Origin of the sequence: Polaromonas sp. JS666 (genome assembly GCF_900103405.1) — a bacterium.
GTDB lineage: Bacteria > Pseudomonadota > Gammaproteobacteria > Burkholderiales > Burkholderiaceae_C > Polaromonas.
In genome coordinates, this window is the sequence record NZ_FNHX01000004.1 from 271707 (window position 1) to 288178 (window position 16472).

19 protein-coding genes are annotated in these 16472 nt (G+C 65.1%); 4 read left to right on the forward strand and 15 right to left on the reverse strand.

Features of this window, described 5'->3' with window-relative positions:
* Positions 1–41: 41 nt before the first annotated feature.
* Together BLQ85_RS12275 and BLQ85_RS12280 are read left to right on the forward strand one after the other, a co-directional pair.
* Complete coding sequence (locus BLQ85_RS12275; protein WP_074577757.1) at positions 42–740, forward strand: pseudouridine synthase; 699 nt, start codon at positions 42–44, stop codon at positions 738–740.
* 44 nt (positions 741–784) lie between these two features.
* Complete coding sequence (locus BLQ85_RS12280) at positions 785–1540, forward strand: SDR family NAD(P)-dependent oxidoreductase (RefSeq protein ID WP_074577369.1); 756 nt, start codon at positions 785–787, stop codon at positions 1538–1540.
* A 98-nt stretch (positions 1541–1638) separates the two neighbouring features.
* Here BLQ85_RS12280 and ppk2 read toward each other — a convergent pair whose 3' ends face one another.
* From ppk2 to BLQ85_RS12330, 10 genes are all read right to left on the reverse strand, one after another.
* The gene (gene ppk2, locus BLQ85_RS12285) at positions 1639–2541 is read right to left on the reverse strand and encodes a polyphosphate kinase 2 (RefSeq protein WP_074577758.1); all 903 of its coding nucleotides are present in this window, start codon (positions 2539–2541) and stop codon (positions 1639–1641) included.
* Positions 2542–2676: 135 nt separating this feature from the next.
* Positions 2677–2916, reverse strand: a complete 240-nt coding sequence (locus BLQ85_RS12290; RefSeq protein WP_074577371.1) for a YdcH family protein — start codon at positions 2914–2916, stop codon at positions 2677–2679.
* Between the two features lie 61 nt (positions 2917–2977).
* Positions 2978–3415 carry a universal stress protein gene (locus tag BLQ85_RS12295; protein WP_074577373.1) on the reverse strand — a complete coding sequence of 146 codons (438 nt, stop codon included), beginning with the start codon at positions 3413–3415 and terminating at the stop codon, positions 2978–2980.
* 158 nt (positions 3416–3573) lie between these two features.
* Entirely contained in the window at positions 3574–4548 is a 975-nt protein-coding gene (locus BLQ85_RS12300; RefSeq protein ID WP_083336841.1) for a Bug family tripartite tricarboxylate transporter substrate binding protein, read from the reverse strand.
* A gap of 44 nt (positions 4549–4592) precedes the next feature.
* On the reverse strand, positions 4593–5309 hold the full coding sequence (locus BLQ85_RS12305; protein WP_074577375.1) for a class II aldolase/adducin family protein: 717 nt from the start codon (positions 5307–5309) through the stop codon (positions 4593–4595).
* A gap of 158 nt (positions 5310–5467) precedes the next feature.
* Complete coding sequence (locus BLQ85_RS12310; protein WP_007868348.1) at positions 5468–5749, reverse strand: DUF427 domain-containing protein; 282 nt, start codon at positions 5747–5749, stop codon at positions 5468–5470.
* A 160-nt stretch (positions 5750–5909) separates the two neighbouring features.
* Complete coding sequence (locus BLQ85_RS12315) at positions 5910–6296, reverse strand: hypothetical protein (RefSeq protein WP_083336855.1); 387 nt, start codon at positions 6294–6296, stop codon at positions 5910–5912.
* 236 nt (positions 6297–6532) lie between these two features.
* A complete protein-coding gene (locus BLQ85_RS12320; RefSeq protein ID WP_074577377.1) occupies positions 6533–7177 on the reverse strand; it encodes a glycine zipper 2TM domain-containing protein in 645 nt (214 codons plus the stop codon).
* 181 nt (positions 7178–7358) lie between these two features.
* A complete protein-coding gene (locus BLQ85_RS12325) occupies positions 7359–7913 on the reverse strand; it encodes a cupin domain-containing protein (protein ID WP_074577379.1) in 555 nt (184 codons plus the stop codon).
* A gap of 28 nt (positions 7914–7941) precedes the next feature.
* Positions 7942–9045: a DUF2855 family protein gene (locus BLQ85_RS12330; RefSeq protein WP_074577381.1), complete on the reverse strand. Its 1104-nt coding sequence runs from the start codon at positions 9043–9045 to the stop codon at positions 7942–7944.
* 37 nt (positions 9046–9082) lie between these two features.
* Between BLQ85_RS12330 and BLQ85_RS12335 the strand changes: the two genes are divergently transcribed.
* The gene (locus BLQ85_RS12335) at positions 9083–9730 is read left to right on the forward strand and encodes a TetR/AcrR family transcriptional regulator (RefSeq protein WP_074577383.1); all 648 of its coding nucleotides are present in this window, start codon (positions 9083–9085) and stop codon (positions 9728–9730) included.
* A gap of 3 nt (positions 9731–9733) precedes the next feature.
* On the opposite strand, the gene BLQ85_RS12340 is transcribed toward BLQ85_RS12335, so the two are convergent.
* Together BLQ85_RS12340 and BLQ85_RS12345 are read right to left on the reverse strand one after the other, a co-directional pair.
* A complete protein-coding gene (locus BLQ85_RS12340; RefSeq protein WP_074577385.1) occupies positions 9734–10777 on the reverse strand; it encodes a methionine synthase in 1044 nt (347 codons plus the stop codon).
* Positions 10778–10825: 48 nt separating this feature from the next.
* Positions 10826–11824, reverse strand: coding sequence for an LLM class flavin-dependent oxidoreductase (locus tag BLQ85_RS12345; RefSeq protein ID WP_074577387.1), 999 nt, complete (start codon positions 11822–11824; stop codon positions 10826–10828).
* Positions 11825–11939: 115 nt separating this feature from the next.
* On the opposite strand from BLQ85_RS12345, the gene BLQ85_RS12350 reads away from it, so the two are divergent.
* Positions 11940–12497 (forward strand): YaeQ family protein, encoded by a 558-nt coding sequence (locus BLQ85_RS12350; protein ID WP_074577389.1) that lies wholly within the window; start codon positions 11940–11942, stop codon positions 12495–12497.
* A gap of 12 nt (positions 12498–12509) precedes the next feature.
* On the opposite strand, the gene BLQ85_RS12355 is transcribed toward BLQ85_RS12350, so the two are convergent.
* The 3 genes from BLQ85_RS12355 to BLQ85_RS12365 are packed head-to-tail and all read right to left on the reverse strand — an operon-like array spanning position 12510 to position 16335.
* A complete protein-coding gene (locus tag BLQ85_RS12355; protein WP_074577392.1) occupies positions 12510–13409 on the reverse strand; it encodes an ion transporter in 900 nt (299 codons plus the stop codon).
* A 13-nt stretch (positions 13410–13422) separates the two neighbouring features.
* Positions 13423–14535: a mandelate racemase/muconate lactonizing enzyme family protein gene (locus tag BLQ85_RS12360; protein WP_074577394.1), complete on the reverse strand. Its 1113-nt coding sequence runs from the start codon at positions 14533–14535 to the stop codon at positions 13423–13425.
* Between the two features lie 39 nt (positions 14536–14574).
* Positions 14575–16335 (reverse strand): long-chain fatty acid--CoA ligase, encoded by a 1761-nt coding sequence (locus BLQ85_RS12365; protein ID WP_254806417.1) that lies wholly within the window; start codon positions 16333–16335, stop codon positions 14575–14577.
* Positions 16336–16472 lie beyond the last annotated feature (137 nt).

Here is a 16472-nt window from a genome sequence, read left to right on the forward strand (position 1 = left end):
GCTTTCTCTCCTTGGTTAAAAACTTTGTTGATGGCTTCATCATGAAGGCCGGCACGCCGCCAAACAATGACCTCGCAGGTAATGGCGCAGCCGCCGCCGGCCTCGTCCTGCTGCATGCCGACGACAGCCTGCTGGTGCTGGACAAGCCCGCGGGCCTGCTCGCCGTGCCGGGGCGCGGCGAAGGCAAGCAGGATTGCCTGAGCGCGCGCGTGCAGGCGGTTTATCCCGACGCGCTGGTCGTGCACAGGCTGGACCAGGCCACCTCGGGCCTGATGCTGATGGCGCGCGGCGCGGCCGTGCAACGAGCACTGAGCCAGGCCTTTGAAAGCCGCGAGGTCGGCAAGCGCTACGTGGCCGTGGTAGAGGGCCGCCTGCCCTCATCGGGCAGTGACGACGGCTGGGGCTTGATAGACCTGCCCATCATCGTGGACTGGCCGAACCGCCCGCTGCGCATCATTGACGCCGAACACGGCAAGCCCAGCCGTACGCGCTGGCGCGTGCTGGCCTTTGACGCGGCGGCGAACACCACGCGCGTGGAACTCGAGCCCGTCACCGGCCGCTCGCACCAGCTGCGCGTACACCTGAAAGCCCTGGGCCACCCCATCCTGGGCGACGCCTTGTACGCCACCACCGAGGTGCAGGCCAAGGCGCCGCGCCTCTTGCTGCATGCCGCGGCGCTGCGCTTCACGCATCCTGCCAACGGCCTCCCCTTGTCGTTTGAAAGCGCCCCCGGCTTCTAGCGGTGGCGCCGGCAGCCCGGGCTTGCCGGCGCTAACATGGGGCCATGAAACACCTCACCCTCCTCACAGGCGCATCGCGCGGCATGGGCCTGTCCATGGCACGGCAGTTGCTCTCCGCCGGCCACACGGTGCTTTGCATCTCCCGCACTTCGGTGCCCGACCTCGACGCGCATGCCAGGCATGTGGGCGCCACAGTGCTGCAATGGGAACATGACCTGGCCGACAGCGGCTCCCTGGCCGGCAAGCTCGAAAGCTGGCTCAAGGATTCGCAGGCGGAACAGGCCTGGGCCAGCGCCACGCTGATCAACAACGCGGGCGTGATCCCGCAGATCGCGCCGCTAAGCACCATAGGCGCCGACGACCTGGCGCGTGCGCTGCGTGTCGGGCTGGAAGCGCCCATGCAAATCACGGCCGCCTTCCTGCGCGCCACCGAAGACTGGAAAGCGCCGCGCAAAGTACTGAATATTTCGTCGGGACTGGGGCGCAGGGCCATGGCCTCGCAGGCCGCCTATTGCGCCGCCAAGGCCGGCATGGACCATTTCACGCGCAGCCTGGCGCTGGACGAGGCCTTGAAGCCCCAGGGCGCCAAGGTTTGCTCGCTGGCGCCGGGCGTCATCGACACCGGCATGCAGGAACAGCTGCGCGCGGCGCCGGCCGAGGCATTCCCCGACCGGGCTTCGTTTGTGGGCCTGAAGACCGGCGGCTCGCTGACCTCGCCGGATGATGCGGCGGCGCGCATCATTGCCTTCCTGGCCCGGCCCGACTTCGGGACAAATCCAGTAGCTGACGTCAGGGACTAAGAGCCACCAGCAGGGGCCGCGGGTCCGGCTTCGCCGGCGCCAGGCGCCGCCCCCTTGAGGGGGGAACGGGCTACACGAAGTGAGCCCGGACGGGGGTGTTAGTAAATTTCCGGTACTACGATGTCTTGGGGGACAGGATTGCGCACGTAATCCTCGTGCCGCACCCGCTCCGGCAGCACAATGGCCGGGTGCTCGGTTTCCTGGTAGGGCATCTGCTGCAGCAGGTGGTGTATGCAGTTCAGGCGCGCCTTTTTCTTGTCCACGGCCTGCACCACCCACCAGGGGGCTTCGGGAATGTGGGTGCGCTCCAGCATGATTTCCTTGGCCTTGGTGTACTCCTCCCAGCGCCGGCGCGATTCGAGGTCCATGGGGCTGAGCTTCCATTGCTTGAGCGGGTCGTGGATGCGGCCCAGGAAGCGCAGGTGCTGCTCTTCGTCGGAGATGGAGAACCAGTACTTGATCAGCTGTATGCCGGAGCGGCCCAGCATTTTTTCGAATTCGGGCACGGTGCGGAAAAACTCCTCGTACTGCTCGTCGGTGCAGAAGCCCATGACGCGCTCCACGCCGGCGCGGTTGTACCAGCTTCGGTCGAACAGCACGATCTCGCCGGCCGCCGGCAGGTGCGACACATAACGCTGGAAATACCACTGCGTGCGCTCGCGGTCATTGGGGGCCGGCAACGCCGCCACGCGGCACACGCGCGGGTTGAGCCGCTGGGTGATGCGTTTGATGACGCCGCCCTTGCCGGCCGCATCGCGACCTTCAAACAGGATGACCACCTTGTGGCCGGTGGCGACCACCCAGTCCTGCAGTTTCACCAGTTCGGCCTGCAGGCGGAACAGCTCGCGGAAATACTGGCGGCGGTATTCCTTGTCCCTGGCCGCGTCCTTGGCGCTGCGGCCGCGGTCTTCGCCGATCAGTTCGTCCACGGTGCGGTCTTCGATCTCCATCTCCAGCTCTTCGTCGAGGCTGTCGAGCAGGTCATTGCGGATACGCCGCATCAACTCTTCGTCGCTTGAATTCAAGGGTCTCTCCCGCAAAAACCGAAAACCGGCAACACGCCAGCGTAGCGGGCTTCCGTGGCAGTTTGATGAAAAGCCCTGAGGGCTTTGCGCGGAGCCCGCGAAGGGCCGACCTCAGGACTTCTTGAGAATCTGGTAGATCTCGTCCTTGACCTTAAGCCGCCTTTTCTTGAGGTCTTCCAGCGCCTCGTCGGTGATAGCGCCCACGCCCTGCTCATAGCGGGCAATGGCGTGGTTGTCGGTGTCGTACTGGGTAAAGAGGCTGGCAAAGTGCGGATCGGACACCTTGAGGCTGCGCATTTTCTGCAGGTATTCCGGAAACTCGTGCGCCAGGTCGTGATTCAGCAAGTCCATGGGAAGCTCCTTGTAGGGCCGGTGAATGCCGCGGGATTCTCTCGGTGAGGGAAGGAACAGCTTAGTCCCTAACCACCAGCACCGGCAAGTGGGCATGCGACAGCACCTGGGCCGTGACGCTGCCCAGCACCAGCTTTTCAAGGCCGCGCCGGCCGTGCGAGCCCATGACGATGAGGTCGGCGTTGACCGACTCGGCGGTGTCCAGGATGCCGCGGTAGATCGCATGGCCTTCGACGACCGAGCCGGTGGCCGCGATGCCCACGCCCTCGAAAGCCTGCTTGGCGGTCTTGATGGCCTCGTTGGCCTCGGCCGTGGCCGCGCCCAGGTACTCGGCCTGGCCGTAGGCGAAGTCGGTGCCCACCCCAGTGAAGGCGTAAGGGTCTATGACATAGATGATGGTCACCTCGGCCTTGAAGGCCTGCGCGATCGCCAGCGCGTTGCCTATGGCTTTTTGCGAGGTGGCCGAGCCATCCACCGGGACCAGAATGTGCTTGTACATGATGGAATCTCCTTGATGCTGGAAAGATTCTCAGGCAGCGGCCCCTCCCGGGTCAATGCCGGCCCGGCCGGCCCCTGAAAGGCCGGCCTTGCATCATTTATAGATCAGGGCACCCGCGGGCGCCGTCAGACAAGGCGCCGAAAACCGGCGGCCCCGGCTTACTCGGCCTTGATGTTGGCCGACTTGGCCAGCTGCGCGTAACGCGCGAGGTCGGTCTTGATGAGCTTGGACAATGCCGCGCCGTTGCCCGACAGCGGTTCGACACCGGCGCCCGAGAGGTTTTCCCTCACGGCGGGTTCGGCCAGCACTTTTTGCACGTCGGTGTAGATTTTGGCGACCACTTCGGGTTTCATCTTGGCCGGGCCCATGAGCGCGTACCAGATGGAAAAATCCAGCGGCTTGAGGCCCTGCTCCTCAAACGTGGGTACTTGCGGCATCAGCTGGTAGCGTGTGGCGGTCGACACGCCGATGGCATTGAGCTTGCCGGTCTTGAGGTGCGGCGCGGCGAGGTTGGCGCTCAGGATGGCCAGTTGCACCTGGCCGCCCACCACATCGGTCAGGGCCGGGGCGCAACCCTTGTAGCCCACGTTGGTGGCGGCAACGCCGGACTTCTGCTTGACCAACTCCATCACAAAATGCTGGGGCGTGCCGACACCGCAGGAACCGTAGCTCAGCCCCGTCGGGTTGGCCTTGGAATAGGCGACCAGCTCCTTGAGGTTGGTGATGTTGGTGCTCTGGTGCGACACCAGCGCGATCGGCGTGAGGCCCAGCAGCATGATGGGCGTCAGGTCTTTTTCGGGGTCGTAGTTGAGCTTGCCGTTGACGGCCGGGTTGACCACCATGGTGCTGTTCTGCAGCAGCAGCGTGTAGCCGTCCGGCGGCGCGTGCACCACGGCCTCGGTGCCTATGTTGCCGGAGGCGCCCGCGCGGTTGTCCACCGCGACGCCCTGCCCCCACATGGCCTGCAGGCGCGCGCCTATCTGCCGCGCCAGGATGTCGGAGCCGCCGCCCGTGCCGTAGGGCACGATGACGCGCACGGCGCGCGACGGGTAGTCCTGCGCCAGGGCCTGGCCGGCGCCCAGGCAGCTCAGGGACATCAGGGCGGCCAGCGCCAGCAGTCGGGGAAATTTCATGGTGTGCCTTTTCGGTTGCGAGTGATGTTGCGGTAAAGAAAGGACTACTCAACGGCCCCGACGGCCCGGCTCCACAATTCCCAGGGACGCATGACCTGGCCCTCGTTGGTGTTCATGGCTTTGTCGGCTTCTTCGGGCGTCAGGAATTCAATCGGTCCCAGCGCGCTGGCGCTGAGCTGCAGCTTGGCGTTTTCTTCGGCGTAGACAGCGCGGTAGACCGCGCGCTCCAGCGAGGGCGCCACCACGGTGGAGCCGTGGCCGCGCATCAGCACGCAGCTATGCTGGCCCAGCGCCTTGGCCAGGTCCTTGCCCAGGCCCATGTCGCGGATCAGCAGGTCGGTGTTGCCGTTGGACTCGCGGATTTCATACAGCGACGAGCCGCTGCCCAGGAAGCCACTCATGTGGAAGATGGGACGCAGGCGCTGGCCGGTCACGCCAAAGGGAATCACGCTGGGCGAATGGCTGTGCACCACGGCCATGACGTCGGGCCGGGCGCGGTAGATTTCGCCGTGGATAAACCGCTCGAGGTAGGAACGCAGCGTGGACGGGACCACCAGGTCGCCGTTGAGGTCATACACCAGGATGTCGGCTTTTTTGACCAGGCCGGGCGCACGGTTGCATGAAAGCAGGAAGTGCTCCGGCGACTTGTCATGGCGCACGCTCACATGGCCGAAGCCGTCCACCACGCCCTGGCCGTAGAGGATGCGGTTGGCGACCACAAGTTTTTCGACGAGCGCGGGATCGGGAGCGGAAAGCGTCATGGAGTCTCCTTATCAGCAGCGGCCGGGGAGGCCGCCTTTAATAAGCATACATACTACATTCAGAACGTTCCAGGCAAATGGCGGAGAACAAAGGGTAAACCCGGTCTCCTCCATGAATCGCCGGCATCCCGGCTGTGGCTGCGCCTAAGAACAGGTTCTCAAGGCTCGATCTTGACGCCCTTCCAGAAGGCGACATGGCCCTTGATGTTCTCGGCCTCGGGCTTGGGATCGGGGTAATACCAGGCGGCGTCGGTATTCATCTCGCCATTGACCAGCAGCGAGTAATAGCTGGCCTGGCCTTTCCAGGAGCACATGGTGTGGTGGTTGCTGAAGGTGATGTAGTCGCGGTTGAGCGAGCTCTCGGGGAAGTAGTGGTTGCCTTCCACCACCACGGTGTCGTCGCTTTGCGCAATCACTGCGCCGTTCCAGATGGCTTTCATGGGAATGTCTTTCTGCGGATGCGGGTCGGGGTCAACAGGGCCCAATGCTACGCTCCCCGCGGCAGGCTTGCGAACCCGGGGGCTTATTCCTGCCGGCGCGCAGAAAAAAGCCGGTGGCAGGCACCGGCTTTTTCAGCGGAGGCCGGAGAAGACCCGGCCCTCAGTCGTGTCCGTGCTTATGCTTGTGCTTCTTGTGCTTGCCGCGCTCATAGTCCTCATCGCCCTGGACTCTCACAAAATACACCGGCTGGCCGCAGGCGTTGTACTTCGCGCAGTGCTTGGACCACTTCTTCGCATGGCCGGGAGGCACATGCAGGTACAGGGGCGGCTGCTGCACCACCACCGCCGGGCGCTGGATGATGACGGGCTGCGCGTAAATCACGGGTGGCGGCGGTGCGTTGCCGATTTCAATACGGCCGTAAACGCCGGGCGACAACGCGCCTTCGACCGTGGCGGTCGCATAAGGGCCGGTAGCCATGGCCGCGCCGCCCGACAAGGCCGCAGCCAGGGCAAAGCCGGCCATCAGGAGTGGTTTGAGTGTTTTCATGGGGATCTCTTTCATTTTGTGATGGACAGGTCGTGAACGAAGCCACGCTCAATCCAGCATGAGCCGCGGGACTGGCTTTGCCAGACCGCAGGCGGGCGGCCCCGAGGGGCTGGAGCCTGCGGCTCCAAAGCTGCTTGAGCAGCTTTGGACAGGCGACAGAGGCGAAGCGTCTCGCGAGCCGCGGCCTGCAAGGCCTCGCGAACCACACGCAGTGGGGAGCGTGGGAGCTCTATTTTTTAGGCGAGGCGAAGGTTTTTGCCTTCAACAATCACCTTGGCGCCCACAGCCACGGCGCTGGACAGCTCCATGTTGCGCACCGAGCCGTCATCCATGCGCACGCGCACTTCATACACGGTGACTTTCTTCATGTTCTTTTCAATCTGGTTGCCGGCAAAAGCACCGCCGGCCACGCCGAGCACGGTCATGGCCGTCTTGCCGTTGCCGCCGCCCATCTGGTTGCCCAGCAGGCCGCCGACCACGCCACCGGCGACGGTGCCCAGGCCTATGGTGGTGTTGCCGACGTCAACGCCGTTGACCTTGCCCTGGCGCTGTACCGGCGTCACAGCTTCGACCGTGCCGCAAGCCGCACAGACATTGGCGCGCGGCGAAGCCTGGGCCACCACGGTGGGGGTGGTGTGCGGCTTGGCGGCTTGTGGTTTGGAGCCGTCCGCTGCGAGCTTGGCGGTCTTGGCGGGTTCAGTGGCGGGGGCATAGGCCGAAACGCCGGGTTGCGCGTCGGAGCGGTTGACGACCAGCGCCGCGGCCAGCGCCATGACGGTCACGCCGAGCACGGCGACGATGGCGACCAGGGCCTTGCTGTGCTGCAGGCGCTGGGCAAAGCCCGGTTGGGAAGCGGGAACAACTTGGTTTTGGGTATCCATGGTGGAACTCCTTTGTAGGGGGAGTCCCAGTTGTAACCACGCTCCTGGATACATCCTGTAGGACGAAGTGACATTCGTAAGGAAAGCTTTCCGCATCCTGCTGAAAACGTGCGTTTATGCGCACATTGGCCGGCCTTTATTCCGCCCTCACAAAGCCTTGACCTGCGCTTTACACGCCGGTTTAGACGCCTCCGTGGGGATGGGTCGGGTCCACCCAGAGCACGGTGTCGGGCTTCTCGACGGGTTCGATCTCCAGGTTGACGGCCACCGCCTCGCCGTCGCTGCGGCACAGCACGCACTCCAGCACCTCGGTCGGGCTGGCGTTGATTTCCTGGTGCGGCACATAGGGCGGCACGTAAATAAAGTCGCCCGGGCCCGCCTCGGCAGTGAACTCCAGGCGCTCGCCCCAGCGCATGCGGGCCTTTCCGCGTATCACGTAGATCACGCTTTCAAGATGGCCATGGTGGTGGGCGCCGGTCTTGGCGTCGGCGTGGATGGTGACGGTGCCGGCCCACAGCTTTTGCGCGCCCACGCGGGCGAAGTTGATGGCGGCGCGCCTGTCCATGCCGGGTGTCTGCGCGGTGTTGCTGTCGAGCTGGTTGCCGGCGATCACGCGCACGCCGTCATGTTTCCACGGCGGGTCGGCTTGGCCCTGGGCGTGGGGATGGGTGTGCCCGGGGCCGTGGGAATGGTCGTGGTCGTGCGGGTGGTGCGGCAGCGTGGGGTCGGTACTCATGCCGCCAGCGTACACCAGCGCCCAGCATTCAGTCCAGCACCACCACGTGTCCTTCCAGCGGGTCCATGCGCCCGCCGTGCATGTCGTCGATCAAGGCTTGCGCGGCCTCAAACCCGCGGTGCTCGCGCACCTGCATCCAGGGATCCCGCGTATCGCTGACGCGGCGGATAAAAGCCAGCTGCGCTTCGTTAAAGCGCTGGTTGACCACAGCATGGCCCCAGTCGGCGTTGCGTTTGCGTATTTGCACCGGCGCGAAATAAAACTTCGGCTCGGGACCCGGCATGTCCAGCGGACGCAGGAACTGCGTGTTCTGCGCCGAACCCGCATAACAGTCGTAGACCAGCGAATCGCCGAAATGCGTGTGCACCGCCATGCGCAGCCCCTCGTCGCCCGAAAAATCCACATACAGCGTCGGCGTGCCACGGTCCTGCTTGGGCAACTCCTCATAACTTGCCACTTCGCCATAGCAGCCCAGCGCCTCGACAAACCTCTTGTTGCGCGCCGAGGTCAGCGCAATCCGTCTGACCTGCGCAAAGGCCTCCAGGCAAAAAGCCGTGCCGTAGGCGGTCTTGCTCGATGCGCTGGAAAACACCAGCTGCCGCGCGCCGAAAAACGCGTTGTCCTGCAAAAAATCCGCCAGCATGAAGGAGGTGATGAACAGCGGGCGCACCAGCATCTGGTAGTTTTCGTCCTCGGCGCGGTAAGCGGCGTCGGCGCTGCAGCGCATGTACTGGTTGTAGGCCGAGGTCAGGGCCTTGCGGTGGGCGGCGCCGTCGTAAAAGCCGCGCTGCGTGACGCGCTCGGGCCGCACGCGCAAATGGCTGGCAAGCGGAAAGTAGCCGTAAAAGCGCTCGCCCACTTGCACACCCGGCACGCTGGAGCTTTCCACGTCGGCAAAGCCCCACACCGGCATATGGCCCCAGTCCGCCTCGCCGGTCGGGAAAAAATCCCAGTACTGCATGGCGTCGCCAAAAGCCGCATAGGTGATGTTGTTGGTGGTCACGGCCACGCGGCGGATTTTCAGGACGGCTTCGCCCGGGGTGTCGCCAGCGGGCTGTTGTTGATCCACCCGGGTGTGATTCAATGCATTTTTGCGCGTGAGCAGCCGCGTCAGCAGGGCGGGATTGTTCATGGTGCCTCTTTCGTCCTTGATCGGTGAGTGATGACCAATGTATAGCCGCCGCCCTCCTCCCGGGTTCGGAAAGCCGCCGGCCGCCAAGCCCCTGAAACGCCCGACGCAGGCGCGCGCGGTGTTCACCGTGCAGGCCATTTATGACGCCTTTGTTCGGATTTGGCGGCGGGACGGCTGGGACGGCGTGAGCACGCGCGCGGTGGCCCTGGAAACCGGCATCTCGGTCGGTACGCTGTACGACTATTTCCCCAACAAGGCCGCGCTGCTGTCGGGTTATGTGCGGCACTGCATGGAGCAGTTGCTGCGGGCGATTGAGGAACAGGCGGTCACGCCGCCCGGGCTCAGCGCCGAACAAAGATTGCGCACGCTGGTGCGCCTGGCCTGCGGCGCCGACACGCCCGAGCTGCCCTGGTTCGACGCCGGCATGCTGGCGCTGGAGGCCGGCATTGCCGAGGGCAAACACCACAGGCGCGTGCACGAGGAACTGCTGGCTGCCTGGACGCGGGTGTTTGACGCCTGCACCGACCTGCCGCAGCGGCCATCGGCCCAAGCCATCCAGGCCATGCATCTGTCCGTCTGGGGCGGGCGCCGCTACGGCCTGCTGATCGGTCTTGGCGACATCGAAAGCGCCGCATGGGCGCGGGAGATGGAACGGCTGTGCCTGGCGCTCGCCAAATCTGAATAAGGCTTATTTGTAGCGCTCACGCGCCAGCGCCGCACCCTGGGCCAGCGCCTGCAGTTTTTTGAGCGCCACTTCGCGGTCCATGGGCGCCAGGCCGCAGTTGGTGCAGGGCAGCAGGCGGTTCTTGGGCACATACTGCAGCGCCTTGCCTATGGTGTCGGCCACCTGCTCAGGCGTTTCGATCTCGTCGCTGGCCACGTCGATCACGCCAACCATCACGTCCTTGCCTTCGAGCAGCGCCATCAGGTGCGGCGGCACATGCGAGTGGTAGCACTCCAGGCTGACCTGCTGGATGCTGCTTTTGGCCAGCGCCGGGAACACGGTTTCGTACTGCCGCCATTCCTCGCCCAGCGAGGCCTTCCAGTCGGTGTTGGCCTTGATGCCGTAGCCGTAGCAGATGTGCACGGCCGTCGTGCAAGTCAGGCCCCGGGCCGCGACTTCCAGCGCCTTCACGCCCCAGTCGGCGGCGTCCTTCATATAGACATTGAAGGCCGGCTCGTCGAACTGGATGATGTCCACGCCGTCGGCCTGCAGCGCCAGCGCTTCCTGGTTCAGCAGCTCGGCAAAAGCCATGGCCATCTTGACCTTGTCGCCGTAAAACCGGTCGGCCACGGTGTCGACAATCGTCATGGGCCCGGGCAGGGTGAACTTGATCTTCTTGGCGGTGTGGGCGCGCAGCAGCCGCGCCTCGGCGGCATGCACCCGGCCCTTGAGCCTGAGCGCAGCCACCACCTGCGGCACCATGGCGTCGTAGCGGTTGTCGCGTATGCCCATCTTGACCTTGTGCTCGAAGTCAATGCCTTCGACCTGCTCGAGGAAGCCGTGCACAAAATGCTGGCGCGACTGCTCGCCGTCGCCTATCACGTCCAGGCCCGCGTCTTCCTGCGCCTTGATCCAGAGCAGCGTGGCATCGGCCTTGGCCTGCTTGAGCTCCTCACCCTCGGCCTTCCATTGCGGCCAGAGTTTTTGGGTTTCGGAGAGCCAGGCGGGTTTGGGCAGGCTGCCGGCGATGGTGGCGCTGAAAAGCGGGCTTGCGGAGGGTATCGTCATGGGGGCTTGTTTCCTCGTCTCAATCATTTCTTGTTCATGGCCCGCGTTTTAGAAAAACTCGCGGGCCAGCAGTTCGTAGGAGCGGCGGCGGGCGGCCGGGTCGTGGGCCCAGGTGATCACCACCAATTCCTCAACCTCCAGTGTATTAGCCAGGGCCCGCAGTTTGGCGGCGACCTGCGGGCCGCTGCCGACAAATGCATGGGCCCTGAGCTTGTCGGCCTCCAGCTGTTCGGTCGGCGCGTAGGGGCGCTGCGCCACCTCTTCGGGCGACGGCAGGGCCGCGAGCGCGCCGCGGTTGCGGTCTATCTTCCAGCGCTCCCGGCCCGAGAAATGGTGCCAGGCTTCAGCCTCGGTATCGGCCGCCAGCGCCCAGACGCAGAGCACGGCCTGCGGCGCGGGATGGCGCGGGCTGGGCCGGTAATTGGCACGGTAAAGCTCCAGCGCCTGCTCAGCCCCCTGGCCGTCGGTGATGAACCAAGCGAACGCATAAGGCAGGCCGTAATGCGCCGCCAGTTGCGCGCCGTAGTCAGAGCTGCCCAGCATCCACATCTCTGGCGTGCTCGGGCCCATGGGGTTGGCCGTCACGCCGCGGCCCGGGTGGCCTTCGGGCAGGTCGACGCCGGCCAGCCAGGCCTGCAGCTCGCGCACCTGGATCGGAAAGTTGTCGGCCGACTGGCGCGGGTCGCTGCTGAGCAGCCGTGCCGTGCGCATGTCGGAGCCCGGCGCCCGGCCCACGCCCAGGTCTATGCGGCCCGGCGCGATGGCCTCGAGCACGCGAAACTGCTCGGCCACCTTGAGCGCCGCATAGTGCGGCAGCATGACACCGGCGCTGCCCACGCGTATGCGGCTGGTGGTCGCAGCGATCGCGGCCATCAGCACTTCGGGCGCGGAGCCAACGATGGTCGGGTGGCTGTGGTGCTCGCTGACCCAGAAGCGGCGGTAGCCCAGCGCCTCGCAATGGCGGGCCAGGGTCAGGGTTTCACGGATGGAGGCGTCTTCCGTGCGGCCGGTGACGGCGACGGACTGGTCAAGGACGGACAAGTGCATGGTCGGGTGACTATAGCCAGACCGCTTAAATCCCGCTCGGCCAGGGTTACCGGCCGCCGCTCTGTTCCAATAGAGGGTTCGTTCCCTGCCCAGACCCGATAAAGAAGCAAACCCTATGGCACTCAAAGCCACTATTTACAAAGCCCAATTGGCCCTGTCCGACATGGACCGCAATATCTACGCCGACCACAGCGTGACGATCGCGCGCCATCCGTCGGAGGCCGACGAGCGCATGATGATCCGCCTGCTGGCCTTCGCGCTCAATGTGCCGGCCGACGACAAGAAGGGCAAGCTCGAATTCGCCAAGGACTTGTGGGACGTGGACGAGGCCGCGCTCTGGCACAAGGACTACACCGAACAGATCCTGCATTGGATAGACGTGGGCCAGCCCGACGACAAGCGCTTGATGAAGGCCGCGGGCCGGGCTGAACGCATTAGCGTCTACAGCTTCGCGAGCAGCACGCCGGTCTGGTGGAAGAACATCGAAACCAAACTCACGCGCGCCGCTAACCTGGTGGTCTGGCAAATCGACGCGGCCGAGAGCCAGGCGCTGGCCAAACTCGCCGAGCGCAGCATGCAGCTGCAGGTGACGGTGCAGGACGGCACGGTCTGGATGAGCACGGCGCTGGGCTCGGTGGAAATCACGCCGCGGCGGTTGACGGCCGGCGAATAAAAACCAGGCCGCCTAGGAGGCCTCGGCCTTCGCATCCTGGTGCTGGTATGGCGGCAGCCTGGCACCGCAGTGAAAACAGAAATCCGCCTCGGGCAAGTGGCCTTCGGTCAGGCATTCGTGGCAGCTGCGTGTGGTCGGCAAGGCCAGGTGCTGCAGGCGCCGCTCGGCCGCCATCTCGGCCGTGACGATGCCGGTGGGCACGGCCAGGATACCCCAGCCCAGCAGCATCATGAAAGACGAGATCAGCCGGCCCAGGTCGGTCTTGGGTGTGATGTCGCCGAAGCCCACGGTGGTGACGGTGCTGATGGCCCAATAGACCGAGGTTGGGATGCTGGTAAAGCCGTTGGACGGCCCTTCGACCACATACATCACCGTGCCCATGACCAGCACCATCATCACCACGGCCGAGAGGAACACCAGGATCTTGCGCCCGCTGGCGGCCAGCGCCCGGCCCAGCGACTGGTATTCGGCCACATAGGCCGCGAGCTTGAAGATGCGGAACACGCGCAGCAGCCGCAGCACCCGCACGTCGATAAGGGCGTGCAGCTCGGGAAAGAACAGCGCCAGATAGGTCGGCAGTACCGCGACCAGGTCGATGATGCCGAAAAAGCTGGTCGCGTATTGCAGCGGCTTGCGCACGCAGGCCAGGCGCGCGAGGTACTCGGCGGTGAACAACAGCGTGAAAATCCATTCGACCACCGAGAACAGCTTGCCGTGCGCGACATGCACGGACTGCACACTGTCGGCCATCACCACCGCGATGCTGACCAGGATGAGGGCGATCAGCGCCTTGTCGAACAGCCGGCCCGCGCGCGTGTCGGCCTCAAAAATGATGGTGTAAAGCCGCAGCCGCCAGCCGGCCAGCGGCTTGCCGCCAAAGTCCTCTAGCGTGGGCGGGGTGGGTTTGGCCATGGCTGGGCGGCGCTCAGGCCGTGGCCTGGCGGTAGCGGGCCCAGGCAGCCGGCGTCGGCGTGGTGCTGGCGCCCGGCTGCTGCGGCAGGCTGAAGTGGCCGTCCACCACCTGGGCCGGCTCGAGGAAACAGTCCTTGATCCAGGGGATGTATTCCAGCACCGCGCAGGCCGGGTGCGCGTGGTTGAGGTGCACATGGACCTGGCTCATATCGCCCGCATGCGGCGCCACCGGCAGCCGGAAGGAATGCGCGGTGTCGCAGACGCGCAGCACCTCGGTGATGCCACCCATGCGCGTCACGTCGGGCTGCACCCAGTGGATGGCTTCCTGGTGGAAAAATTCGGCGAAGGCGTCGTGGGTGTAGAGCTGCTCGCCCAGCGCGACCGGAATGCGGGTGCCGCGCGCGAGCTGCGCGTGGCCCTTGACGTCGTCGTACCAGAGCGGCTCTTCAATCCAGTACAGGTCGAAAGCCTCGGCAGCGCGGCAAAAGCGCTGGCAGGTGGGCAAATCCCATTTGCCGTTGCCGTCGGTGGCCATGGAGATGGACGGGCCTATGGCACGGCGCACGGCTTCCAGGCGTTTGAGGTCACGGTCCACGCTGGAGCCTATCTTGACCTTGATGCCGGTAAAGCCTTCATCCACCGCGCGCCTCGCGCCGGCCACCAGTTGCTCGTCGGGGATGCTGAGCCAGCCTATGTCGGTGTTGTAGGCGCGCACCTTGTCGCGCACCTGGCCGCCCAGCAGCTTCCACAGCGGCACGCCCGCAGCTTTCGCCTTGAGGTCCCACAGCGCGATGTCAATCGCCGCCTGCGACAGCGTGGTGATGCCGGCGCGCCCTACCCACTGCAGGGCCGGGTTGCGCGCGAGCTTGAGCCATAGCCGGTTGGTATCCAGCGCATCCTCGCCGATCAGCAGCGGCGCATGGCAGGTCTCTATGCAGCGCGTGATCAGCTGGTCGCTGGGCAAATGCGCATGGGTGCCGGTGAAACCGTAACCGCTCAGGCCGGTGTCGGTGTCTATCTGGGCGCCCACCACACCCCAGTGCGAGATGGTGTGTGTGCTGTCGGCGATCTGGGAGCCCGTCACGGGCACATGCAGGATGAAGGGCTTGACCGAGGTGATTTTCAAACAGGCTCTCCAGAAAACAGGGCGCGGCGCCCTGGAGGTTCACGGCCCGCGCTGCTCGGCTTCCTGCAGCGCGCGCCACATGACCTTGCCCGAGCCACTCTTGGGCAGCGCGTCGACAAACTGCACCACACGCGGGTATTTGTAAGCCGCCATGTTATCCCGGCACCAGCTGATGATGTCTTCCTCGTTGGTATTGCCCTTGGCGGCGGGTCTCAGCACCACCACGGCTTTCACGGTTTCGCCGCGGTAGGCGTCGCGGGTCGAGATGATGCAGGCCTCCTGGATGGCCGGGTGCTTGAACATCAAGGCCTCCACCTCGGCCGGCCAGACCTTGAAGCCCGAGGCGTTGATCATGCGCTTAAGCCTGTCGGTGATGAAGAAATAGCCCTGCTCGTCCATGCGGCCCAGGTCGCCCGAGCGGAAAAAGCGCTTGCCGTCGAGTTCGATAAAGGCCTGCTCCGTTGCATCCGGTCGCTTCCAGTAGCCCTGGAACACCTGCGGCCCGCTCATGATGATTTCGCCCTGCTCGCCCTGCGGCACCTCCTTGAGCGTGAGCGGGTCTATCACGCGCGCGTCGCAGCTCATGAAGGGCACGCCCAGGCATTGCTGCTTGGTAGCGTCATAGGGATTGCTGTGCGAGGGCGCGGCGGTTTCCGTGAGGCCGTAGCCTTCGGCAAAGCGCAGGCCGTATTGCTCCCACAGGCGCTGCGCCACGGCCTGCGGCATGGCCGCTCCGCCACCGCCGATGTAGACAAGACTGGTCAGGTCGAAGGCAGCGAAGTTGGGGCTGGCGAGCAGGTCAATCACCATGGTGGGGATGTTGGTCCAGTGCGTCACGCGCCAGCGCGAGATCAGCCGCCCGGCCAGCTCGCGGTCCCAGCGCGGCATGATGACCATGGTCGCGCTGCCGTAAATGGACGCGTGCATCACCGACACCATGCCGGTAATGTGGAACATAGGCACCACGGACAAAGTCACGTTTTCAAAAGTGCTGCCACCCCACAAACAGCTGGCCACCGCGTTGTGCATGATGCTGGCGTGCGTATGCATGCAGCCCTTGGGCAGGCCGGTGGTGCCGCTGGTATAGGGCAGCACGGCCAGGTCTTGCGGCGTGGCGGTGTGCGGCGGCAGCTCGCCGGCCTCCAGCGCCCTGCCCGACGTGGCGTCGGCCCAGTCCATCACGCTGCCGCCTGCTAGCGCCGGCAGCGCGTGTCGCGTGCCCAGCCATTCGTGCCAGGCCGGCGGCATGGCCGCGTCGCCCTCGCCTTCCCCGGCCAGGTCGAAAGCATCGCTGTAATGGGTGACCACCATGTGCGACAGCCGCTCGCCGGGTGCCAGCTGTGCATTGGCCTTGGCCAGCTCGGCCGCGAGATCGGCAGCCGTGATGGCGACTTTCACGTCGGGGTCGATGATGTAGTGCTTGAGCTCCTCGGCCCGGTTCATGGGATTGACTGGCACCACCACCGCGTTGGCGCGCAGGATGGCAAAGTGCGCAACCACCCACTGCGGGCAGTTCTGCATATTGAGCAGCACGCGGTCGCCGCTGCGCACGCCCAGGCTGTGCAGCGTGGCGGCCAGGCGCTCGGCCTGGCGCATGACTTCGGCGTAGCTGAGCACGCGGTTGAAGAACACCAGCGCGGGTTTGTCGGGGAAACGCAGCGCGCTGACCGCGAGGTTGTGCCACAGCGAGGTGGCCGGCGGCGTGATGCTGTGCGGCAGGCGCTTGGGCCAGACCTGGTGGTGCAAGGTATGCGAGGTCGCGGCGGGGACGGCCTGGCCGGTATCGGATTCAAGGGACAAGAAAGGCTCCAGGCAAGTGCTGACTTGGGGGCTTCAGCCTACCCCGAGTCCGCGGCGCCCACATCCGGGAAGCTCCCGATAAAACACTGTCACTTGAGCGACCGCTGCTCACTATGATCAAACAGGACCGCGCGACC